This is a genomic window from Novipirellula methanifontis (genome assembly GCF_052161655.1).
In the GTDB taxonomy this organism is placed as follows: Bacteria; Planctomycetota; Planctomycetia; order Pirellulales; family Pirellulaceae; genus Novipirellula.
This window is the reverse complement of record NZ_CP197418.1, coordinates 2,056,828-2,078,614: the sequence shown is the minus strand read 5'-3', so window position 1 is coordinate 2,078,614 and position 21,787 is coordinate 2,056,828. Positions and strand designations below refer to the sequence as shown.

15 protein-coding genes are annotated in these 21,787 nt (G+C 56.3%); 7 read left to right on the top strand and 8 right to left on the bottom strand.

Annotation, left to right across the window (positions count from 1 at the left end):
- The first annotated feature begins 99 nt into the window (after positions 1-99).
- From SH528x_RS07365 to SH528x_RS07350, 4 genes are read left to right on the top strand one after another with little or no spacing between them, the layout of a single operon-like run.
- Positions 100-918, top strand: coding sequence for an FHA domain-containing protein (locus tag SH528x_RS07365; protein WP_442509873.1), 819 nt, complete (start codon positions 100-102; stop codon positions 916-918).
- The gene (locus SH528x_RS07360) at positions 915-2,585 is read left to right on the top strand and encodes an FHA domain-containing protein (protein ID WP_442509872.1); all 1,671 of its coding nucleotides are present in this window, start codon (positions 915-917) and stop codon (positions 2,583-2,585) included. Before SH528x_RS07365 ends, SH528x_RS07360 begins: the two co-directional genes overlap by 4 nt.
- 12 nt (positions 2,586-2,597) lie before the next feature.
- The gene (locus SH528x_RS07355; protein ID WP_442509871.1) at positions 2,598-3,827 is read left to right on the top strand and encodes a hypothetical protein; all 1,230 of its coding nucleotides are present in this window, start codon (positions 2,598-2,600) and stop codon (positions 3,825-3,827) included.
- Between the two features lie 30 nt (positions 3,828-3,857).
- Entirely contained in the window at positions 3,858-5,255 is a 1,398-nt protein-coding gene (locus SH528x_RS07350) for a protein kinase domain-containing protein (protein ID WP_442509870.1), read from the top strand.
- A 123-nt stretch (positions 5,256-5,378) separates the two neighbouring features.
- On the opposite strand, the gene SH528x_RS07345 is transcribed toward SH528x_RS07350, so the two are convergent.
- The 4 genes from SH528x_RS07345 to SH528x_RS07330 all read right to left on the bottom strand — a co-directional run bounded on the left by SH528x_RS07345 (position 5,379) and on the right by SH528x_RS07330 (position 12,307).
- Entirely contained in the window at positions 5,379-11,084 is a 5,706-nt protein-coding gene (locus SH528x_RS07345; RefSeq protein WP_442509869.1) for a DUF11 domain-containing protein, read from the bottom strand.
- 596 nt (positions 11,085-11,680) lie between these two features.
- Entirely contained in the window at positions 11,681-11,893 is a 213-nt protein-coding gene (locus SH528x_RS07340; RefSeq protein ID WP_442509868.1) for a hypothetical protein, read from the bottom strand.
- Between the two features lie 33 nt (positions 11,894-11,926).
- A complete protein-coding gene (locus SH528x_RS07335; RefSeq protein WP_442509867.1) occupies positions 11,927-12,100 on the bottom strand; it encodes a hypothetical protein in 174 nt (57 codons plus the stop codon).
- Positions 12,101-12,133: 33 nt separating this feature from the next.
- Positions 12,134-12,307, bottom strand: coding sequence for a hypothetical protein (locus tag SH528x_RS07330; protein ID WP_442509866.1), 174 nt, complete (start codon positions 12,305-12,307; stop codon positions 12,134-12,136).
- 788 nt (positions 12,308-13,095) lie between these two features.
- Between SH528x_RS07330 and SH528x_RS07325 the strand changes: the two genes are divergently transcribed.
- Together SH528x_RS07325 and SH528x_RS07320 are read left to right on the top strand one after the other, a co-directional pair.
- Positions 13,096-14,016 (top strand): hypothetical protein, encoded by a 921-nt coding sequence (locus SH528x_RS07325; RefSeq protein ID WP_442509865.1) that lies wholly within the window; start codon positions 13,096-13,098, stop codon positions 14,014-14,016.
- A gap of 120 nt (positions 14,017-14,136) precedes the next feature.
- Entirely contained in the window at positions 14,137-14,661 is a 525-nt protein-coding gene (locus SH528x_RS07320; protein WP_442509864.1) for a hypothetical protein, read from the top strand.
- A 167-nt stretch (positions 14,662-14,828) separates the two neighbouring features.
- Here the strand turns inward: SH528x_RS07320 and SH528x_RS07315 are convergent, their stop codons facing one another.
- The 4 genes from SH528x_RS07315 to SH528x_RS07300 form a co-directional block, all read right to left on the bottom strand.
- Positions 14,829-16,820: a M48 family metalloprotease gene (locus tag SH528x_RS07315; RefSeq protein ID WP_442509863.1), complete on the bottom strand. Its 1,992-nt coding sequence runs from the start codon at positions 16,818-16,820 to the stop codon at positions 14,829-14,831.
- 295 nt (positions 16,821-17,115) lie between these two features.
- Positions 17,116-17,727 carry a LemA family protein gene (locus tag SH528x_RS07310; protein WP_442509862.1) on the bottom strand — a complete coding sequence of 204 codons (612 nt, stop codon included), beginning with the start codon at positions 17,725-17,727 and terminating at the stop codon, positions 17,116-17,118.
- Between the two features lie 413 nt (positions 17,728-18,140).
- A complete protein-coding gene (locus SH528x_RS07305) occupies positions 18,141-19,934 on the bottom strand; it encodes a Y-family DNA polymerase (protein WP_442509861.1) in 1,794 nt (597 codons plus the stop codon).
- A complete protein-coding gene (locus SH528x_RS07300) occupies positions 19,849-21,030 on the bottom strand; it encodes an ImuA family protein (RefSeq protein ID WP_442509860.1) in 1,182 nt (393 codons plus the stop codon). The genes SH528x_RS07305 and SH528x_RS07300 overlap by 86 nt, the downstream gene beginning before the upstream one ends.
- 275 nt (positions 21,031-21,305) lie before the next feature.
- Between SH528x_RS07300 and SH528x_RS07295 the strand changes: the two genes are divergently transcribed.
- Entirely contained in the window at positions 21,306-21,644 is a 339-nt protein-coding gene (locus tag SH528x_RS07295) for a lipopolysaccharide assembly protein LapA domain-containing protein (protein WP_442509859.1), read from the top strand.
- Positions 21,645-21,787: the final 143 nt, after the last annotated feature.

The following is a 21,787-nucleotide window of genomic DNA, read 5'->3' as shown; positions in this document are numbered from 1 at the left end:
ACCGCGGTTCCCCTTTTCTGTGCGACGATCGCGATTTCGGACTCTCATGAACGAGTTCAGCTCGCCGCCTTGTCTCGATTCCCCCTTTTGAGCTTCACCATGCCTGTCTGTCCAAAGTGCAAACGCTGGATCGAGCTTGGTCAAAGGTGTGTCCAGTGCGGTACGGTCGATGCCCAGATGACGGCAATTGATATTCACGTCGCAAATGGCCCGAGCACAGCAAACGGCCCCGGCACAGACAACGGCCTGGGCACGCAACCGCTCCTACCCGAGAGGCGTGTCCCCACACCGCTGCTGATCGCGTTGGACGACGATAGCGAAACCGAAGGCGAAGTGTTGCGGTTGCGAAAGGCCGAAACCACACTCGGCCGCCGCCAAGCCGATTGGTGTTTCGCCAACGATGCCGACATTTCATCGCTGCACGCAAAAATCCAGCGGACCAACGATGCTAGCGGTGGTTGTCTTTGGCAACTCGTCGATCAACAAAGTACTAATGGCACCTTTGTACGCACACCCCTTATCCAACTTGTCCCGGACGATACGTTCATGATTGGCGGTGCTGGGTTTCGTTGGGAACGATCGCATGGGACGCCACACCAATTTCAATTGATCGAAATTGGAACACTGACTTCGGTGATTCCCATTCCCAGTGGTGAACGGTTACGGATCGGCCGCGATACAGCGTCCGCAGATATCGTGTTGAATCACGTCACGATCGATCCGCTTCATGCGGTGCTGAGTGAAACCAGCAGCGGTTGGATTCTCGAAGATCAAAACAGCCGCAATGGGGTCTGGAACCGAGTCACTTCGGCTACATTGCGATCGGGGTCGACTTTCATCCTCGGTGAACAGCGTTTTGTATTTCGTTTACCTGGTGATTCCGCGGCCGACTTCAATCGCCAGAGGATGACGCCATGACACGGCACGAACCTACGGCGTGGACGATCGGCAGTGACCGCAGCTGCAGCGTTGTCGTAAACGTCCCCGACGTAAAACCATTGCACTGCGAAATCCGCAACGACAATGGCGTCTTCACAGTGCTGCCGCGTCAAGGCCGCATCGGTGTCACCGGACGCCAATCCGCAATTGATTTCATCGATCAACCACGACGCATCCTCGCCTCCGAACGAGTCTATTTAACCAGCTCAATCCTATTGCCTTGGCCCAGCGAGCAGGGGGCCGCAGCCGTGCTGACCGTCGGCCGAGCATCGGATTGTGATCTGACCCTGGATCACCCCGAGATATCCGGACGACATGCGATATTGATCGTTGGCAGAAGTGGGACTCACGTTCTGCGGGACACCCAAAGCCGCAATGGATTGTTTGTCGATGCTGACTTTTCACGACGGGTCGACGCCTGTTCGCTAAGACCGAACCAGACTGTCTACCTTGGCTCGCGTCCGATCGCTACTGACAAATTCTTTCAGCTGACGAATTCGAGTTCGAATGATTCGAGTCGGCCTCAGAACCGGCTGCCCTCGCCCCTCAGTGCGGATCCGAATCGTCGTCGGACTTGGACTGAATCATTCGCGTGGCTCCCACTGTTGTTGCCAGTCTTGTTAGCGATCTATTTATTATCGATCTCGTTCTCAGGATCGGAGTCGGTGACGATAAAGCCAAACGCTGACATCCAGGAACCGATTGATGCTCGTGTTCCAGACGATTCCGCCAAGGAAGCGGTCGATTCCACATCCCAGACCGTCAAAGCTCCACCCTCTGAATCCATGACTCCCGCCAAAGTTCCTGTGGTACAACCGGTCACGCCGCCATTGGATGTTGCTCGGGATGCGTCTTCTGCTGTCGACAATTGTGTCTACTGGGTTCTGATTCTGAACGATGAAACGCACACCTATTTTCGGCTCGGAACCGCGATTGCAACCGACAACCATCTCTTGTCCACAACGGGATCGATCGTGCACAGCATCTCGATGATGCAGCAAAACGGATACTCACATCCCAAAGTGGTACACATCGGGACGATGCAAGAGTACGCGATCACGGCGTCCGGCGTGCTTGCCGAATTTGATAAACGGGTTCAGACATCCGACTTGCTTCGCCAACAATACATTCAGCGAAGCGAGGCGGCAAAAGCGAGCAGCGGTGCAGCGAATTCAGATGATCCCTCGCTCCAGCAAGCCGCTCGGCTCGTGAATTTAGCCATGACCGCCGCTGCGTCGGCGGATGTGGGCTGGCTGCGAATCACCAAGGCAGTCCCCCACGTCTCATTCGAAAACGAGCGATCGGTGCGGCCGGGATTGGCCGTGGATCTACTGAATACCGGGTTTGATCACGAGGATCCGTTTTTTGATTCTGCTGAAAAAACGAATTTGGATTGGCTTGCCTTACGTGTCCTCGGGCAAGACCCCGAGTACGATGGGGTTGCGGGATCGCTACGAATCAAAGCGACCGCCGAGCAAGTTCAAGGCCTGAATTTACTCGGTGCCCCGGTCGTGCGAGACGCAGCGTTATTGGGGGTGGTCGTCTTTCAAGCACCGCCCGATGAACACACAGCGGTTATACTCGAAGTGGTCACTGCAAAGACGTTGGCCGCAGCGATCCCGGCGGCCAACGAGTCTACTCCTTAGGAAATCATCCTCATGCGATTCACGCTTTTCTTAATTCTGCTCGGGTGTGCGGTAGTGCAGACGGTACCAAGTGCATCGGCCCAAATCGTGATCCGAAGCAATTCCAGTGACACGATCAGCAACCGAGTCAATGCGCAAGCGAACTTAATGAAAGCGGATGGCGAACGGACCCGAAGCCTTGCCGAGGCTAGGTTGTTGTTTGCGAAGTCGGAGATCAAATTGGTCGAAGCGGCTTCGAAGAAAGTCGACCTGAAACTGAAAGTCATGCAGAACTATTGGAATATGCAAGAAGAGTATGACGTTCGCAAATGGAACAAGCTGGCAGCGGACATTGAAAACCGTCGCAAGCCGATGGTCGAGCAGCGGGCACGCGTGGCGTCGCTATTTGACCGCGCGTTCAGCGATCCCGCCAATTCACGATACGCCGTGCGAAATGGCAATCTATTTAACTTTCTACTCGACCAGATCAATGCTCAGCAAAATGGTTTCCTTTCCGGCGGAGATCTGTCGCCGGGGATTTCGGCCAATTTGCCACTGTTGAGCGACGAGACGCTAGAGGCCCTGCAAGTGCAAACGCCTGCGTCCGGGGGAGCCATCGCCATCTCACTGACCAGCCCGCTTCCCGATCTATTCAAAACTTGGCCGTTTCTGTTCCGCGATTCTGAATTTTCAGTCGAGCGTGACAAAATGACCGAACTAGCCGAACAGATGCTGAGTCGCGAATTGACGCCAGAACAACAGTTTTTGATCTCGGAAAAATTTACCTCCGCGTTTGAAGCGATCTCGTCGAAATTCTACCATCGTTATCCGCCAAACAAACGCAAAGGCTTGTCGCTTGCCGAGTGGCGACGGATCAACGACGCCGAGGCCTTCCTTCGCCGCGTCAATCAAACCGTCATGCAGGCGGCAGACACCGATGTCAATGCGATCCAGCGTAGGGCCTACACCGAAGCCTACCCGCCCGAACAACGCAACATCGCCACGCTCAGCAAATTCATGCTGCAAAATGGAATCGAATTTGGCAAAGCCAAACCGGGAACCGAGTTTGTCTACGAACAAATTGCTCCCCAGTTTCGCGAACTGTTGGCACTGTTGGAAATCAGTCCGGATGAAGAATGGATCGCCGATGCAATCGTCAACATGGATTTGGCGAAAGAGGTTCGCGACGAACCCGCCCCCAAACCACCCCAGGACGCTGCCAACAAAGACGACGCAAACAAGGCCGATGCGAAGGATGAATAATCGCTTTCAACTCAGTGACGCAGTGAACGGATGAGCGACGAAACCATTCTGATCCAGCCCGGTGATCCTCGCCGCTCGCGTGCCGAGTCAACCGTCCGGCTTCGCGTGACCAAGGGACCTCACGCGGGTGCCTCGTGGACCTTTGCGCAAGACGCCACGATTATGCTGGGGCGGCAAGATCCATCGCAGCTAAAACTGCCTCTCGAAAAAGCGTTCTCACGCGAACATCTTTGTTTGCAGATCGCCCCGCCACGCGTACAGCTAACCGACAACGATTCCAGCAACGGGACTTGGGTCAACGGAGTTCGGTTGGTCGCCGCGTCGCTGGTCGATGGGGATCGGTTCGGCGTCGGCGAGACCGAAATCGTGTGCGAAGTCCTGGGTGCGGAACAGGTACCATCGCAGAGCGAGCCTGACACCACTGATGCTAACGCCGCCATAGATGACTCCGCCGAGCGGACACGCGATCACTCGGCACCGAAGACATCCGCCGTCGATTTCCCGGTTTCACAAAGACAATCGGCACAATCGTCGATTTTACAAACACGGATCGCAGAGTGTGAAACGCAGCCGTCGCGATGGCGTGACGAAAATTCACCGCAGCAAGCCGAAGCAAACGTGTTGGCGATGGGGGTATATCTGCTCAAGCGGCCGCTCACGCGCGATCGCAAATCGACGCTCTACATGGCCAAAGATCATCGCACACAAAAGCCCTATCTGATTAAAGTATTTCACGCCAGCGTCGCTAACAGCGATGAAGCGAAACAGGCGTTTTTTCGCGAGGCCGCAGTACTGACCAGTCTCGATCACCCTCGCATTCTGAAAACGCTTGAGTTCGGAATCGAGGACGACAAACCGTTCTTAGTAATGGAATCTGTCGATCCGCTGGACCTCCTTGCCACGATCGATGGTCAATCGCCCGAGCGACGAATCCTGACCGCAACATGGACCGTGTCGCGTCTCTTGCAAGCGATTCACTGTGCTCACCAGCATGAAATCGTGCATCGCCGCATCCATCCGTCTAGCATCTTCGGGTATCGCGAAGGACGCCATTTGCAAATCAAACTCGGAAATTTCGAACCAGCCATCCAGGACAAGAACGACGATCCTAGTTCAATGACGCACGATCGATCGGCAACCGCCACGCAGTCCTACCTTGCCCCCGAGCAACTGCAGGACGCGTCCGCTGCCAATCCGGCGGTGGACCTGTTCGCGTGCGGTTGTTGTCTGTTCCGCTTCGCCACCGGCGAAGAACCCGATATGGTGTTTCAGCCGGAAAAAACGCACGTCGTCTTGGACGTTGCCACGTATCTCCCCAAGACGCTTCGCGACGTGATCCGCCAATCCATCGACGTCGATCCCGCACGCCGATTCCCGTCCGCCGAGTCGTTCGCCGAAGCAATCTTTCCCTTTCACCAGCGAGTGTGAAGAGCGTTGATTTCAATGTTGGTCTAAGGTAGCGATACTCGCCAAGAGTTTCGTCCTGCATCTCGAAGCACCGAAAGTCTTCGCGACGTTCGCTACATAGAAGTCTTCGCTTGTTGAGCTTGCCTATCGCGACAAGAACAATCGTTTGCTCAGCAGACGCGGCGCCCGGATCAACAACGACGTTTGGTCGTCTTCACCGACGACATCGTTGTTTGGCGTGCTGTCGACGTCGAATTGGTCCGTCGTGATGACCTCGACCGGCAACTCTTTCACCCCTCGCACGTCGACGGTAGCGCTGAGGATCAATTGGGCGCGAACGCCAGGTTGCAGAGGCCCGATGAACCAAATGCTGGTCGCCGGATCATAACTGCCTTGCCCTGGGTTGGCCGACAACAATGACAATCCTGAGGGGACCGGGACGCTGACCGAGACACCCGTCGCGGTTGCCGGTCCTGCGTTCTCGGCATTGATCGTGATCGCGATCGTGTCGCCAACCATCGGCGTTTCATTGTCCACGCTGGCACTAACCGAAACATCGACCACGTTGGGCGTGATGTTGACCGACGCCATGTCGTCTTCGCCATCAAGCGAGTTACCCGGGGTGCTGTCGGGATCGAATTGGCGACTCGTCAAAACCTCGGCGCGATTGATGGAGGTATTCCCCGACGTCACCGTGGCCACGATCGACAAGGTCGCTTGCGCTCCGTTTTCAATCCGTGGAACTGTCCAAGTGCTGGTGAACACGTCAAACGTACCGATGCTTGGCGTTGCCGATACAAACGTCAATCCAGGCGGCAACTGGTCACGTACCGTTACGCCCGTGGCGGCATCGGGACCCGAGTTGGAAAGATTCAGCGTGAACGTGATATTCTCGCCGCGATCCGGCGTCATGTCGTTGACGATCTTGGTCAGTGCCAAATCGGCCACGGGCGTGGTGAACGAGATCGATGCAATGTCATCTTCGCTGACGACTCCGTTATCCGGCGTGCTGTCAAAATCGGTTTGGTCCGCTGCGGTAACTTCGGCAGTGTTCGTCGCCGTGCCCGAGCTCATCACAGCAGCACGAATCACAAGCGTCGGCATGGCTCCGTTGGCGACCGTCCCTACGCTCCATAGGCCGCTGGTTGCGTCGTAAGTGCCTTGGCTCGGAGTCGAACTGACAAATTGAACTCCGCTAGGCAGCAGATCGGTCACCACGACGCCGGTCGCACTCGACGGGCCCGCGTTGGTCAGCGTGACGGTGTACTCAATCGTGTCGCCAACGCTCGGCTTAGGTTCGTCGAGCATTTTGCTGAGTGCCAAGTCGACCAATTGGGGCGTCAACGTGGCGCTGGCGGTATCGTCTTCGCCGGCGACCGCATTGCCTGGGGTGCTGTCGGGATCGAATTGGCTTGAGGATGTGATTTCGGCCGTATTCGTTTTTTCGCCAATCGAATCGACTGTCACAATGATATCCAGCGTTGCGGATGCTGCGTTGGCCAGCATGGGAATCGTCCACGTTCGTGTCGCAGAGTCGTAGCTGCCAACGCTCGGTGTCGCACTGACAAAGCTCAGCCCCGCTGGCAACGCATCGGTCACCACCACGTTCGCCGCCGCATCCGGACCCGCGTTCCGAGCCGTCAGCGTGAACGTGACTTGTGATCCAACGTTCGGTGTCGAGTTGCTGATCGTTTTTTCGAGCGACAAATCGGCACTGGCAGGCGTAATGCTGACGATCGCATAGTCGTCTTCGCTGGCCACGTCGTTTCCAGGCGTGCTGTCGATATCGAATTGGTTCGCGGCAGTGACTTGGGCGATATTGGTTTTCTCACTGATCGTGTCGACACGCGCCGTCAACGTCAACGTCTGCGAACCGCTCGAGACCAACGCGCCGACATTCCAAATTCCGGTTGTCGCGTTGTAACTGCCTGCGGACACGCTGCTGTTGGTCAACGTAAAACCTGTCGGAAGCAGGTCAGTCACGACGACACCGGTTGCAGGGTCAGGACCAGCGTTAGCAACGGTCACGACAAAGTCGACAGTTTGTCCGACGCTGGGACGATCCAAGCTTGCCGTTTTCGTCAGCGATAGATCAATCTGAGGCGGCGAGATCGTGACCTGGTCTTGGTCGTCCTCGTCGGGATCGTTGTTGCCCGGCGTCGAGTCGGGGTCGGCTTCGTTGGCCGTGGTGACGCGGGCGGTGTTCGTTTTGGCTCCTTGAGTTTCCACGAGCGCCACGATGTCGAGCGTCTCGCTGCCATTGGCGGCGACGGAACCAACGCTCCATATTCCGGTCGACGGATCGTAGCTACCCGTGCTCAGACTGGTCGATACAAACGCCAATCCCGCGGGCAGAATGTCGGTGACGCGAACGCCAGTCGCCTCGTCGGGGCCAGTGTTACGCAGCGTGATCCGGAAAGTAACGTTCTCGCCAATATTGGGATTCAACTTGCTGGCGGTTTTCGTCAGCGCAAGGTCGGCGAACGGGACGGCAAAGTCGACACTCGCTTGATCGTCTTCGCTGGCCACATTGTTGCCCGGCGTCGAGTCGAGATCGACTTGGTCGGCCGCCGTGACGTGAGCCGTATTGGTCGCGCTGCCCAGTGCATCGACGCTGGCGACCAACGTCAACGTGGCAAAACCGTTCAGTGCCAACGCGCCCACGTCCCAAGCTCCCGTCGTGGTGTTGAAACTGCCTTGGCTCGGTGTGCTGCTGACCAACGACAACCCGACGGGCAACGTGTCAGTGACCACCACCCCAGTCGCGCCCGAGGGGCCTGCGTTGGTGACGGTGATCGTGAAGGTCACGTTGTCGCCCAAGTTTGGACGAGCATTATCGATCGTTTTTGTCAGCGACAAGTCGATTTGCTGCGACTGAAGCGTGGCATCCGCCTGATCATCCTCGGTCGGATCGTTGTTGTTTGGCGACGAATCGGGATCAAATTGGTCGACCGCGATAATCTCGGCCGTGTTCGTGACAATGTTCGTCGAAGACGTGCGAGCACGGATGGTCAGCGTTGCAGGAGTCGTCGACGTTAACGTGCCCACCGTCCATCGGCCGGTCGTTTCGTCGTAGCTGCCACTCGACGCCACCGCGTCAACGAAGGTTGTCCCAACAGGCAACGAGTCGCGCACGACCACGCCAGTCGCATCGTCCGGCCCAGCGTTGGTGGCGGTGATTGTGAACGTGACAATGTCACCCACATTCGGCGTCGCCGTATCGACGGTCTTGGTCAGCGACAGATCGGCACTTGCGGGCACAACGCTGATCGACGCTTGGTCGTCTTCGCTTGCGACACTGTTGCCAGGAGTGCTGTCGATATCGAATTCATTTGCCGCGTTGACTTGGGCGATGTTCGTCGTGTTTGCCGTCGCAGTGAATTGGGCAGTGATTTCCAGGGTCGGTGTATCGGTCGTGGTGACGTCGCCCACTGTCCATAGCCCGGTGCCCGCGTCGTAACTTCCTTGCGAAGGATTTGCCGACACGAACGTCAATCCGCTGGGAAGGGCGTCGGCGATGACGACGCCGGTAGCCGTGTCGGGCCCCCCGTTGGCTGCCGTGATGGTGAAGACGACGTTCTGGCCGATGCTTGGTCGAGGCACATCCACCGTTTTTGTCAGTGACAAATCGATGGTGCGAGGCGTCAGCGTGATCGTTTCTTGATCGTCTTCGCTCTCGACATTGTTGCCCGGAGTGCTGTTGGGATCAAATTGATTCGATGTCGCAATTCGAGCCGTATTGGTCACCACATCGGCGGCTTCGATGCGAGCGTTGATCGTCAACGTTGGCGTTGCCCCGACTAACACTTCGCCTACCGTCCAGATGCCGGTCGATGCGTCGTAGTCACCCGCTGAGACCGTCGACGAGACAAATGCAATGCCAGCGGGTAGCACATCTGTGACCGTCACGCCACTGGCGTCGGCCGGGCCAGCATTGGCTAACGCGATTGTAAAGCTGAGTGCGTCGCCCACGTTGGGACGCAGATTGCTGGCGGTTTTCGTCAACGAAAGATCGGCGATCGGGGTATCCAGTGCGACACTGGCTTGATCATCTTCGGTTGCGTCTTGGTTATCGGGCGTGCTGTCGATGTCGGCTTGGTCCACCGCAGTCACCTCGGCCGTATTGGTGCGAGGTCCGATCGTATCGACGCTGGCGACGATTGTCAGCGTCGGAGTGGCCCCGACCGTGATCGAGCCGACGCTCCACAGCCCCGAGGTGGTATTGAAGTTGCCTTGGCTGGGCGTCGCCGAGACGAGAGTCATTCCGCTGGGCAGCATGTCACGAACGATCACGCCGGTGGCAGTGTTGGGGCCTTGGTTGGCGGCCGTGACAGTGAACGTCACGTTTTGACCGACGTTGGGTGTCGCATTGTCAATGGTTTTGCTCAGCGATACGTCGACTAGTTGCGGTGAGACTTCGACACTAGCCAAGTCGTCGTCGCCAATCACATCATCGCCCGGAGTGCTGTCGGGGTCGGCTTGGTCGACTTGGCTGACCTGAGCCGTATTGGTCGTGGCATTGGGCCCGCTGGGCGTGGCCACGATCGACAAGGTGGCGTTGGCGGCGTTTACGATCGAACCGACATTCCAAATCCCCGTGACCTCATCGTAAGTTCCCTGTGACGGCGTGCTGCTGACGAACGTCAATCCCGCAGGCAACAAATCACTGACCTGCACATTGGTCGCGTTGCTCGGCCCCGTGTTATTGACCGTGATGGTGAAGGTCACGTTTTGGCCGACCGACGGCATCGCATTGTCAACCGTTTTGGTCAACGAAAGATCGGCGCTCTCGACATTGACGATATCCTGAACGATCACCGTAGGCCCAATCGTGCCGACCAACTCGACGGTGCCGTTGACGTTGGCACTACCGCTGATTTCGATCTCGATCGCGCCGACACTGTTTAAATCCGCCACACCTCCGCCGCCGTTGCCGTCAACGAAGGATGTGAACGGCAAAAATTCTGCTGACGACGGAGTTCCCCCGGTATCGGGAATGGCCAGCGTCGCGGTGCTGAATCGTGTTGCCGTTGCTCCGTCGCCATCATCGGAATAGATGCGGACGATGGCCGTTCCACCGGCGCGGTCGGCACCGACTTGCAATCGAACGCCCGCCGCTGTCCCGGATTGTGTCAAGTCGATGCCTATGAGCCCCGTGTCATCGATCGTCAATGCAGTGCCGTCAGGCCCATCCCACGAAATCCGCCGTTGTCCATCGCCGAGTTGGGCGGAGTCAAACGACAGCAAATCGGGAAGCAGCGGATCATTGACACTCAATTGAATCGAGCCGGTCGCACTCGTTTTGTTGACAAACAAGTCACGTTCGCCGCCGATGACTTGCGGTGCGGATATGCTGCTAACGACTGGATTGCCGTCCGCCGTGGTGTCCGAAACGCTCTGTGCCGCCGAGTTGAACCCATCGATCGTTTGGATGATCTGGCCCTGCACCGCGGTACCACTGATCGAAATCAGCGGAGTGACCTGTTCTGGTAACGAGCGTCCATCAACGGTTTGCGCGAGCTGACGCACGAAATACGAACCCGCTGTCAGACGCGGGAATTGATATTGGCCATTAGCCGCAGTGGTTGTGCTGGTGACCGACGTGTCGGTAGCAATGTCAAACGTGTTGTCACCGTTGTCGCGGTACAGCTGGACGGTGGCTCCGTCGACGTTATCGCCACTGTTGGTCACGATTCCTTGGATCGTTGCCAAGTCGACCGCGACCGCCAACACGCGGCGGTGCTCGAGCAACTCGACTGCCAATCGACGCCGGTTATTGCGGCGAGCCGATTTAGGCTGGGGGAGAAGGTTGGAAATGGATCGACGTTGAAAAAGACCTAGTCGAGTCATTTGCAGCACGCTTGTTTTCCAAGGAATGGGATGTCCGTATGCCTATGTATGTGTCACACATCAGGCTGGATAAAACAAGGGGCCTAGGAAAGCATGGCGATCTATATCGATTACCGGACAGTGTCCCAACGAGAATGCTAGCAATGTCGCTCGGCTTTCCAAGCCGATTGCGTTCATTCATCCGCATGCAAAGCCGCGTGATTGGCAGCCCGCCGTAGAACGCGCGAGTGTGAACGGTTTGTAAGCAGCGACGATTGATTTCTTGACAGGCGAATGGGGGGACAGGCGAATAAATTCAGACCGACGATTCGGCTGTCCTTCATTCGGCTGTCAAAATCGCCTTGCGCCAGCCCATTGTCGCTCGGCTTTCCAAGCCGTTGGCGGTCATTCATCCGAACACAAACCGCTTCATCGGTAGCCCGCCGTTAATCGCGAGTATGATCGCGTTGTAAGCAGCGACGATTGATTTCTTGACAGACGAATGGGGGGACAGGCGAATAAATTCAGACAGACGATTCGTCTGTCCCACATTCGGCTGTCAAAATCGCCTTGCATCAGCCCATTGTCGCTCGGCTTTCCAAGCCGTTGGCGGTCATTCATCCAAACACAAACCGCTTCATCGGTAGCCCGCCGTTAATCGCGAGTATGATCGCGTTGTAGGCAGCGACGATTGATTTATTGACAGACGAATGGGGGGGACAGGCGAATAAATTCAGACCGACGATTCGTCTGTCCCAAATTCGGCTGTCAAAATCGCCTTGCGCCAGCCCATTGTCGCTCGGCTTTCCAAGCCGTTGGCGTTCATTCATCCGAACACAAGCCGCTTCATCGGTAGCCCGCCGTTAATCGCGAGTATGATCGCGTTGAAAGCAGCGACGATTCATTTCTGACAAACGAATGGGAGGACAGACGAATAAATACAGAGCGACGATTCGTCTGTCCCACATTCGGCTGTCAAAATCGCCTTGCATCAGCCCATTGTCGCTCGGCTTTCCAAGCCGTTGGCGGTCATTCATCCGAACACAAACCGCTTCATCGGTAGCCCGCCGTTAATCGCGAGTATGATCGCGTTGTAGGCAGCGACCATTGATTTTTGACAGACGAATGGGGGGACAGGCGAATAAATTCAGACCGACGATTCGGCTGTCCCACATTCGGCTGTCAAAATCGGCTTGCATCAGCCCATTGTCGCTCGGCTTTCCAAGCCGTTGGCGGTCATTCATCCGAACACAAACTGCTTGATCGGCAGACCGCCATTGATCGCGAGTATGATCGCGTTGTAGGCAGCGACCATTGATTTTTGACAGACGAATGAATTCAGTGCGACGATTCGGCTGTAAAGATCGCCTTGGATCCGTTCCTATCGTGAGAAGGTGACAGGCACCCCAGCATCACACTCTGCGTTCTCAGCGACACTGCGTTTCAAACTCCGATCGCGATCGAGCAGGCGATTTGTCATGAAAGTCGGACCACAACACATCGGCCGCCATCCACTTCAAAACTTCCAGGCTTCGCCTGCCTCATAATCTTAATCATACTCTTAATCCTAATCGGTCGCCGCTCGTCTCAGCCATGTTCAAGCCGAGCTGCATCGTGCGAGGATGCGGCTGGACGTTTGGGCCATTTCGGTTGTCGTCTCCGGCACTTCACCGGAGAGTCGCGGCAAGATGCATTCAGAGCACTCCGTTGAGATGCTGCGTTGGGGGCCGCTTTGGCACCCATTCACAAGAAAACAGGAAAATGGGCGACAGAAAAATGATGATGCTGCAATGTCAAGTATGACAATCTTTCTGTCGCATCCATCTTTCTGTCTATTCACCTTTGCTTGGGCCATGAATGAAGTCGCTTATCAGAAAGCCGATTCTTACCCCACATGATTTTGCAGCCCCAAACATGTACCTCGCCAGCAAAAACAGGCTAAAATCAGCAAGCATCCAGTGTGGAGTCTCGCGACTTGAAAGCACGTCCCCCTCGTCATATACAACCAGAACTAGTTCCTCAGACTTATCCAATGGAAGACTTGCTATCGCCAATCCCTGACGCCATTGAGATACGCGAATCTTTACCGCGTCCAAATTGGGACACGATCGCGGCTTGGGTCGAATCCAATGTTGATGCCGCCGCGTTTGACGATACTTGGACGTTAATCGCTCGCCACTGGCTCAATCGACTCGCACACTCATTGCCTTCAGGCTACGCCGTTCACGAATCCCCCGAGTTTCTTCTTCTTGCAGCTGATCCTACATTCGCGAAACGAGTCCTAGCCAGGTGTGAACGTGCTCTGCAAATCATTCTTGAAAGGCTTGATGGTGTCGCCAGCAACGAAGGGTTCGGGAAACATGTCGTTCTCTTGTTTGCCGGCACCGAGAGCTATTATGACTACGTTGCCGATTTCTACCCTGCTGAGGGTGAATTCGCATTGTCTGGTGGCATGTTTCTGGATGTGGGGTATGGACACTTTGCGATCTGCCCCGCCTGTGGCGATGACTACGAACGGACAATCGCCCACGAACTGAATCACGCGCTCTTACGCCACTTACCGTTGCCACTTTGGCTCAACGAAGGGGTGACACAATTCATGGAGGACTGTGTTTTGGAAGCATCCTACTTCATGGTTGACCACGAAATTGTTCGTCGTCATCGCAGCTACTGGAATGACGAAACAATTCACATGTTCTGGACAGGCGACTCGTTCTATTGCCCGGATGATGGGCAGGAACTTAGCTATCACCTTTCACAGGTGTTATTTCGGAATCTGATGTTCGACTACCCCAAGAATGTCAACGACATCCTCAACACCGCCAACTACGCAGATGCCGGCAACGCCGCCTTCATCAACGCATGCAACGTATCACTTGCCGATCGAGTGGCACAATTTTTGGGCCCAGGCTCTTGGGCACCACGATCGGATTATGCCGTCCCAGACGCGTAGGGTTGCGTAACGGTTTAGCGTTTGGGGGCATCCAACCACGAGCCTCCATCGCGGAGTCGCTTCCCATGAATTACGAAACGTTGGCGTACCAAACCGTGTCGCACTCCTGAAGTCTCTCCCATGGCCCCACCAAAAAGTAACGCAGTTTTGTGGTTCGTCGCGTTCATTTTTGCAGCACTGCTGATTCTGTTTATCACCTTTAGCAATCAATGGGCCAACGGTTGGCGAGATACGACCCCACGTGGTCCATTGACTGCCGTTACCGACTGGCCGGAACCCATCATTGAGCTGCGCGCATCGCTAAACGAGTCGGGTGCAAACACCGACGGTTTCTCCGTCTACCTGCTGCAGGGGCAACCTGGGCAAACCCTAAGCACGGTTGTTTGTCGTTTACCTGTCGATGATGCCACATGGGATGCGATTCGTCGGAAACTTGACCTGCAATTGATCCCCGATGCCAATGGTGACTCAATGCGATCGTCGATCGTTCCGCTCTCGGACGCATCATGGTGGCCAGAATCGTCACCATCGGTTGCATACTTTGCCAGCGCTCGACTACTGGCTGGTGATGAAGCCGACCTTTACCAAGCGGCGCACGACTCTGGTTCAAAGATGGCCTACATCCACTACCACTTTAACTTCTGAAGTTCGTGACCCGACAAGCAGTTTGCATCGCTTGGCGAGACTGCGATCAATCTTCGTCGTTTCTCCAGCGAAAATGTTCACCGTACTGAAATGAACGCTCCCCGCGGCTAGCGCCGTAGGCTCACAGGAACCGACGGAGCTTCGCTTCGCTGCGGTCCGGCCTACACTCACGGCTCGAGTGCGGTGCGGATCATGGCGATGACGGCGGACTCTGCGGTGCTGACTCGGCCGTCGCCGGAGACGACGTTGGCAATCGCGACTAACAACGACTCGACGTGATGCGGTGCCGCTTGCGACATCGTTTCAACTGCATGCTCGAAATTGTCCCAGCACAATTCTGCTGCTGATAATCGTGGCGTGTCGGCAAATCGCAGCTGTGACCAGCCTCGCATGAACTCGTAATCCGCCATGCCGTCGTCGCCATCACAAATACTGAGTACCGATAAGATAATCCGCGAATATCCGGCAACCTTATGCATCGGGACATGCGTGGCCTTTGCCTTAGGACGTGGCGGTTCGGTTGCTCGAATGATCATCCATAACGACGCGTGACGCGTCCAGTCGAGATTATCCAGCCGACCACGACACTGCTCCGCTGCCAATCGAAGTTGTTTACGCTCTTTGGGGGACATCATGTCTGCATCGCTGCAAAGCTGCGTCAACCATGCGATCTGAGTCGCTGCGTCTGCTTCGCGAATCGTTTCCAACCATGCTGGGTCACACTGCGATGTCGTCCCTTCAGGCTGTAAGCCGACCAGCATTGGAATCGATATCGCAAAGGTTTCTGGGCGAAACATGGACGTCACGGCAACCACCGGTTCGGCAAGCATCGCAATGGCTCCGCTGTCCCAGTCGGCAGCTGATTGTCCAGGCGAAGCGAGCCCCGGGGTGGGAGCCTCCGCCATGGTGCCGCCGAACAGCAACTCCATTGCAGCGACCGTTTTGGGTGCCTGATCTTTCAAACGTGGCTTTGTGACCGATTCGCTGTAGATCGGGGTCGCATCGCCAAGCGGGTCGAGTGCGAACAGGCGTGTTTCAATTGGCGGATGCGTGGCGTGCCAACACGGTTTGTTGTGATAATCGACAAACAACATTGGCGCGATGATAGTCGATTGCGGATGCAGCAATTGACCGCGTTGTGGGTGCCCGACGATGCGGCGAAGTGCCTTTGCCATCGCGGCGGGGTTGCGAGTCTTTTGCACAGCTTCGGCATCAGCCAACGCTTCGCGTGATCGTGTGATCGCCAGCGTCAGCATCGCGGCGGCAAAGGCACCGGCCAATCCAAATGGCCAAATCGTGATCGCGACTAACATCCACATGTATCCCCATGAAGCTCCCTTTTCGTTGGATTCGCTGGTTTGGTGACCGACGCGGAACACCCATTCGGCAAATAGTCGAACTGAATTGAGGCCGTATAAAATCGCGGTCAACTGAGTCCCCAGTCGTGTGTCGCCTTGCGTCAAATGACTGAACTCGTGTGCGATCACGCCTTGCAATTCTTCACGCGGCAGATGCTTGATTGCCCCAGCGGTGACACACAGGATACTGTCGTCGGTGGTCAAACCCGCAGCGAAGACGTTGATTCCAGGTTCATGGTCGAGTACGACGATGGCTGGAGGCGTGGTTGCAAACGCAATCGCCATCTCTTCGACCACGTTGACCAATTTTCGTTCGTCGGCGGCTTGAGGTTTTTCAATATGTCGTCCGCCCAGTGCCAAGCCGATTGCCCAACCGCCTTCGTGGACGATCCGCCGTCGCTCGTAGAAAGTTGCCGCGAGGATCCCAAGACTGCTAAGTGAAATGCCGAACAGCGAGGTGTACCAAAACACGATGGCTGGATCGACACAGCGTGTGTCGGGCGTCCCGGGTTCCTCGAACGCGTGAACAAATCGCGCCAGCGTCTCTTTAGTGTTGCGGTTACGCCGCGAGTATCGCGAGTATATTGACGGTGATTCGGTAACGGTCGATCGATAATCGGATCGCGGTGGTTGTTTGGCCGCATCCACCGCAGCAGCCACATACACCAGGGGAAACATCATCAAATAGCCGACGGCAGTGCCGGTCGCGACGGCGGTTAAGCCTTGCGCCAACAAGACCAATGTATAGAACCGTGAACTGCTACGACGTGCACGCGTTTGCCGCGATAGGAAATCAAACATCGACTTTCTTTCTCTTTTCGATTTCAAGCGGATCGCATCACGTCACCGGTGGTCCCTCGCTTACGCTTCGGGTTGTGAAAAACGTGCAACTTCAATACTAACGCGACGGATTGCAACGCTGATGCGTGACTCAGTGCCTTGCGGCCCACGGCTCGCAACGGTGATGTCCTAAGTAATTAGGCAGGAGTCTTTCAGTAAATTGGCCGTTTTGGCGCTAGCCACGGTTCCGGCGCTGAACCGGGGCTAGCGTCCAAACGGCTAACGGGGTTTCACCCAATGATTCCTGCCTACATGTTTACGCGCTGACGAGTTCAAATTTGGGTACACGTTGGATCTCGACTTGATCGTCGAATTGCAACAGTTCCACGTTTTCTGAGAAACCGATCATCGACGAAAACGCAACCGTTGGGAATGTTTGTCGGCGGATGTTAAATCGAGTCGCCATGTCGTTGTACAATTGGCGAGCGTACGAGATCCGGTTTTCGGTACTGGTTAGTTCTTCGGTCAATTGAGCGATCGACTCGTTCGCCTTCAGCTCGGGATAGGACTCGATCACCATCGACAAACGGCCCATCGCACTTCCGAGGGCTCCTTCGGATGCCGCAAACGATTTGACAGCACCCGAGTCAGTGAGGTTGTTTTGCAATCCCTTCAGTTTCGACGAAGCTTGCTGCCGAGCCGCAATCACCGCTTCGAGCGTTTCACGTTCATGCGTCAAGTAGGCTCGTGCTGCTTCGACCAACGAAGGAATCAAATCGTAGCGGCGTTTCAGCTGGACTTCGATTTGGGCAAAGCTGTTTCGTGTTTCTTCGAACGACGCCAGCAAGACGTTGTAGACGCGGGCAACGAAGAGCGAAACGGCAAACAGTAGACCTGCGGCAAGACCGATAACAACAGCATTGATCATAGTAAGAACTCGTGACGTAATAACTTTGGGAGTTGGGAGGGCTAGACCGCAGGGAGCCGTTTCCCGGCGGCGGTGCTGAGCTCGTTAAGGAAAAGCCCCCTCAGCGAACCCGGTGTGAAAGCCTAGGTTCAAAGCCGATTCGATTCGGTCACAAAGAGTTTCAAAAAGGTTGGCTCGATCCGCAAAAGTGTGCCGATTCGAGGTGCTGTTGCGGTTGCGCGGGTTGTGCGGACGCGAACCGGAGTCGGGATTGCACGTGCGAGGGCGGTGTCGAGATAGACTTAAAGCGATACGCGGCGAGCCCTCCCCGGAAATCTCGCTGAAGGCTCGATTTCCGACCCTCCCCACTTCGTCGGGAGGGTAAAGCAAGTTGATGCGACGGCAAACTTAAGAGCGGCACAACGGCTTGCGAGCTATGTGAATTGCCCGTGCAGGAACCATCGGGGCTGGTCGCCTGAGCTGATGTCGCGGTAAATCCACCACCATGTCCCACAGTCGGTTTCGGCGCGGTAGTAGTCGCGGCGGACTGAGGGCCCGCTCCACCAACGTGTCTCGATTCGTTCGGGGCCCCAGTAACCGACAATCTGAGTCTCGCGGCCTCGCAAGCGAAACGACTCGGGGACTTGCGTGGACGTCAAGGGAACCACCGGCGAGAGCGGTTGAGGTGGGTCGAGGATCGTCAGCGGGCGACGCATCGCGTCCTCGGGCGATGGCGTGCGGTGACGCGATGCAGAACGATACGAATTCGCAGTCGCCGATTGTGCGGAAGTGTTTGGACGAGCGGAAGAGCGACGTGATTTGACAGGTTGGCCGGTCATCGGAAGCGTTAAATGAGCGTTCTCGGGCAACGGGTCGGCATTCAACTTGACCCGCAACACGGCATCGCGTCCGAGCCGACCACTGAGTTTGTCGACGAAACGAGAAACCGCAGTCCCGCCCAAGGTGTGCGAATCAACCGGTCCATCGCTCAACAGCGATGTTTGCACGCTGCGTAAGGGCCCGGTCAGGGCAACCGACAGTGTCAATCGTGTCACGTCATGACGCAGTGCTAAATTCTCGAACCGCATTGCCGCCAGCGAAGTGAGATGCTTGACATCTTGGCTGGGGGCAAACAAGCCGATCTCGATGTGCTTGGAAGGTGGCTTTGAGAAATCGAGATTGAAAAGCAAGCGAAGGGCTCCGAGTTTGCGTTTGGCTAATCCCGCCTTGGCTCGCTGCAAAAGTCCTTCCATGCGATGAAGCAAAATTGGCAAGTCGCGTGTTGGATATTCCAGATCGTGTGAGTAAGTCAATTCGTCGGGTGCCAGGTCGGTGACCAGCGGTTCGTCGATTTCACCGATCGCTTGACTGATCCGCTGAACCAGCGGTTTGCCTAGCCGCGTTGCCAAACCGCCGCGTGGCAGACGTAACAATTGGTCAACACGCTCGACGCCAAGCCGGTGCAGAGTCATGGTGGTTTCTCGAGCGAGCCGCAGTGATTCGATCGGAAACGATGCGATCGCCGCTGTTGGTTCGTTGGTGGTCTGGGCATCGTGTTGACCGAAATGAGCGATCGCCCATGCGGCAGCCAAGTTGGGAGCGATTGCGATGCGTGCGTGTAGCGGTACAGCTGAGTGATGGGTCAGCAAATTTTGAACGGCGTGGATTAGCCCTTGCTCGTCACCGAACAAATGCTCGACTCCGGTGATATCGCACAACAACGATTCGGGTTGATGGCGTGGAAAACCGGCCCAAGGTTGATCGTCGATCGATTCGATCGCGACTCGCGGTGTGATTGATTGCTGAATTTGGTAGCTGAGTTGCTTGAGCATTTCACGATCCATGAACGGATCATGGGGTCGAACGTCGGCAGTAACGGTGCTTTGTGATGCTGGCCCGCCCGCTACTGGCCCGGTGCGTGACGGTCCGCTGGGTAACGGACGGTGCTGCAGCAGCGGCGTGGTTTCGACCAACGGCATCGCGATGCGAACGCCCAACATCGATGCGCGGGGGCAACAGGCAACGACGATGCGTCCACGACGAGGATCGTCGGCCCACAGCAGGGTGGGAGTTTCCGTTTCGATCGCGGAGCGATCAACGACGATGGGTGTTTTGATCTCGGAGCGATCAACGACATTGGGCTTAGCCGGCTCGGTGTTGGCGGCCTCGCGCAGCCGCACGCTTTGGATGGGCCAGTTGGGAAGCCAGATGCACAGCAGCCGTTTCATGTCTTGTCTCTTGCAGTACTGCCACTTCGTGTGGAGCCGTGACTTCGATTAGCCGCGCCTGGTCATCGATTTGAATCCAGACGCTTTTTCCCAGCGGACCGCCACGTGCCCGATCCAGCGTGACTTGCAGTGGCGTGCTGTGATTGAGAATTTCAGGATCCTGCCACGACCGACCGGTCCCCTTTTTAACATGCAGACGAACTTCGGCGAAACTCGGTTTTCCGCGTTCCCGCAGCGGGCGAACAAAAAAGCCGGGCGTGCGTCCTTGTTCGGCCGCCAATTGGAAACGCCGAGCATCGCGATCGTCCAGCCGCGTATCGATCGTCGCCCACACGGCGGCGACCGCTTCGCATCGCAACGCTTGGTCGATAGCCCAAACCGCATCGGCAGCACAGCGAGGTTGCACCAAAATCATGCGGGCGGCGGGGATACCCAACGCGATTGCCGCCGGAGGGTAAAAGGTTTTGCGTGAATCGATGATCACAATCGGGCTGCTCGAATCCCCCACCTGCTGGTCGTGAGCACGAAGCGCATTGGCGGCCACGATCATCGAAACCGCCGACGCACCGCAACCCTCGGCGTCCGCGATCCATTCGGAAATCGCATCTTGTCGCAGCCCGCCGCGAAGCAGTGTGTGATCGAGGGCGGACGAGCCGGTCGAGAAGGTTTGCCCGCGGCCTGCTAGAGCAACAACAGGATCCGATTCGTTAGCGGGAGAAACGTTCAAGCAGTTCGCTTGCAGACGCAGTTTTTGCAAAACCGCCTGGCGATCATCTTGTGGGGGAGCCGTTTGCAGAGTCGGTTCAGAGAGAACCGGCGTGGCCGGGGTGCAGCCGACGGAGAGGAGAGAATGCAGGGCGAGCGAAGCAGGTCGCTTGCTGGGCGAGCGAACATAGGGCTCTAGTGGAAACAACAGCGATGATTTTCCAATCGTCAGCCCAGGTCGCTTGGCTGTTTTGCTGGAAAGACTTGTGCCCGAGTTGGGTTTGCCTGAGTTGGATTTGGATGGAACCCGCGTTTTGGATGAAGCACGGGGTGCGTCGGGGGTCCCCGAAGCGGCAGCCGTTTCCATGAATTCAAAGGTTTGTTGGGGCACGAGGAGTGTCCTTTGGACCATTGGAGAAGGAAACAACAAAACGTTACCCGCACTCGCCACCGAGCGGATTGGGTAATGGGAGCCTCCAGCCCTGGCCCCAGTCCTGCGAAAGGTTGCTGGATTTTCCTGGGCGAGAAGCCTAGGCTTGGGTGGCGGAAAACCTTCGCACGACTCCCCATTGCCACCTGGCTGAACGACCGACGCATCCTAAATGCTAGCATTGGCAGGTATTACTGGAAAGTGTCTTTTAAGAAAGATCGACGAGAGAGTGTCTGATGATGCAGAAAATACGCTGGATTTTGTTGTTGTTGGGGATCGTGATCGCTTTGGTGATCGCGTTTCAGAACAATCGAAACGAAGAAGTGAACTTGTTGTTCTTCCATGGCGAAGTCTCCCTCTTGCTGTTGATTTTGACGGCGGTGGGTATCGGCTTTGTGTTTGGCGCGATGATGACGTACGGGATGTTGCGATCGAAAAAGGGCAAGAAGGCCGATAGCAAACCGGCGGCGAAAGTCGTTTCGGCGGGTCCTGCCTCCCCTAACCCTTCCTCGTCGGCTCCGAAGCCAGAGCGGGCCGACGCTCTGGCCTCGGATCGTGCCGACGCGAAGAAGTAAATGTGGGATAGGCATGTGGGATAGGCTTCCAGCCTGTCATGCGGGATAAGCTTCCAGTGATATCGTCGAAGCGAGGCTTTGCAGCTCTTCATCTCAGGTTCGCAGCCCAGGGATTCAATCCGTAGCTACGTTCGCCAGAACGT

Bases quoted from the DNA above. Each gene is read 5' to 3' on its own strand.
- SH528x_RS07365 (WP_442509873.1), top strand. From the start codon at position 100: ATGCCTGTCTGTCCAAAGTGCAAACGCTGGATCGAGCTTGGTCAAAGG.
- SH528x_RS07360 (WP_442509872.1), top strand. From the start codon at position 915: ATGACACGGCACGAACCTACGGCGTGGACGATCGGCAGTGACCGCAGC.
- SH528x_RS07355 (WP_442509871.1), top strand. From the start codon at position 2,598: ATGCGATTCACGCTTTTCTTAATTCTGCTCGGGTGTGCGGTAGTGCAG.
- SH528x_RS07350 (WP_442509870.1), top strand. From the start codon at position 3,858: ATGAGCGACGAAACCATTCTGATCCAGCCCGGTGATCCTCGCCGCTCG.
- SH528x_RS07345 (WP_442509869.1), bottom strand. From the start codon at position 11,084: ATGACTCGACTAGGTCTTTTTCAACGTCGATCCATTTCCAACCTTCTC.
- SH528x_RS07340 (WP_442509868.1), bottom strand. From the start codon at position 11,893: ATGAATGAACGCCAACGGCTTGGAAAGCCGAGCGACAATGGGCTGGCG.
- SH528x_RS07335 (WP_442509867.1), bottom strand. From the start codon at position 12,100: ATGAATGACCGCCAACGGCTTGGAAAGCCGAGCGACAATGGGCTGATG.
- SH528x_RS07330 (WP_442509866.1), bottom strand. From the start codon at position 12,307: ATGAATGACCGCCAACGGCTTGGAAAGCCGAGCGACAATGGGCTGATG.
- SH528x_RS07325 (WP_442509865.1), top strand. From the start codon at position 13,096: ATGGAAGACTTGCTATCGCCAATCCCTGACGCCATTGAGATACGCGAA.
- SH528x_RS07320 (WP_442509864.1), top strand. From the start codon at position 14,137: ATGGCCCCACCAAAAAGTAACGCAGTTTTGTGGTTCGTCGCGTTCATT.
- SH528x_RS07315 (WP_442509863.1), bottom strand. From the start codon at position 16,820: ATGTTTGATTTCCTATCGCGGCAAACGCGTGCACGTCGTAGCAGTTCA.
- SH528x_RS07310 (WP_442509862.1), bottom strand. From the start codon at position 17,727: ATGATCAATGCTGTTGTTATCGGTCTTGCCGCAGGTCTACTGTTTGCC.
- SH528x_RS07305 (WP_442509861.1), bottom strand. From the start codon at position 19,934: ATGAAACGGCTGCTGTGCATCTGGCTTCCCAACTGGCCCATCCAAAGC.
- SH528x_RS07295 (WP_442509859.1), top strand. From the start codon at position 21,306: ATGATGCAGAAAATACGCTGGATTTTGTTGTTGTTGGGGATCGTGATC.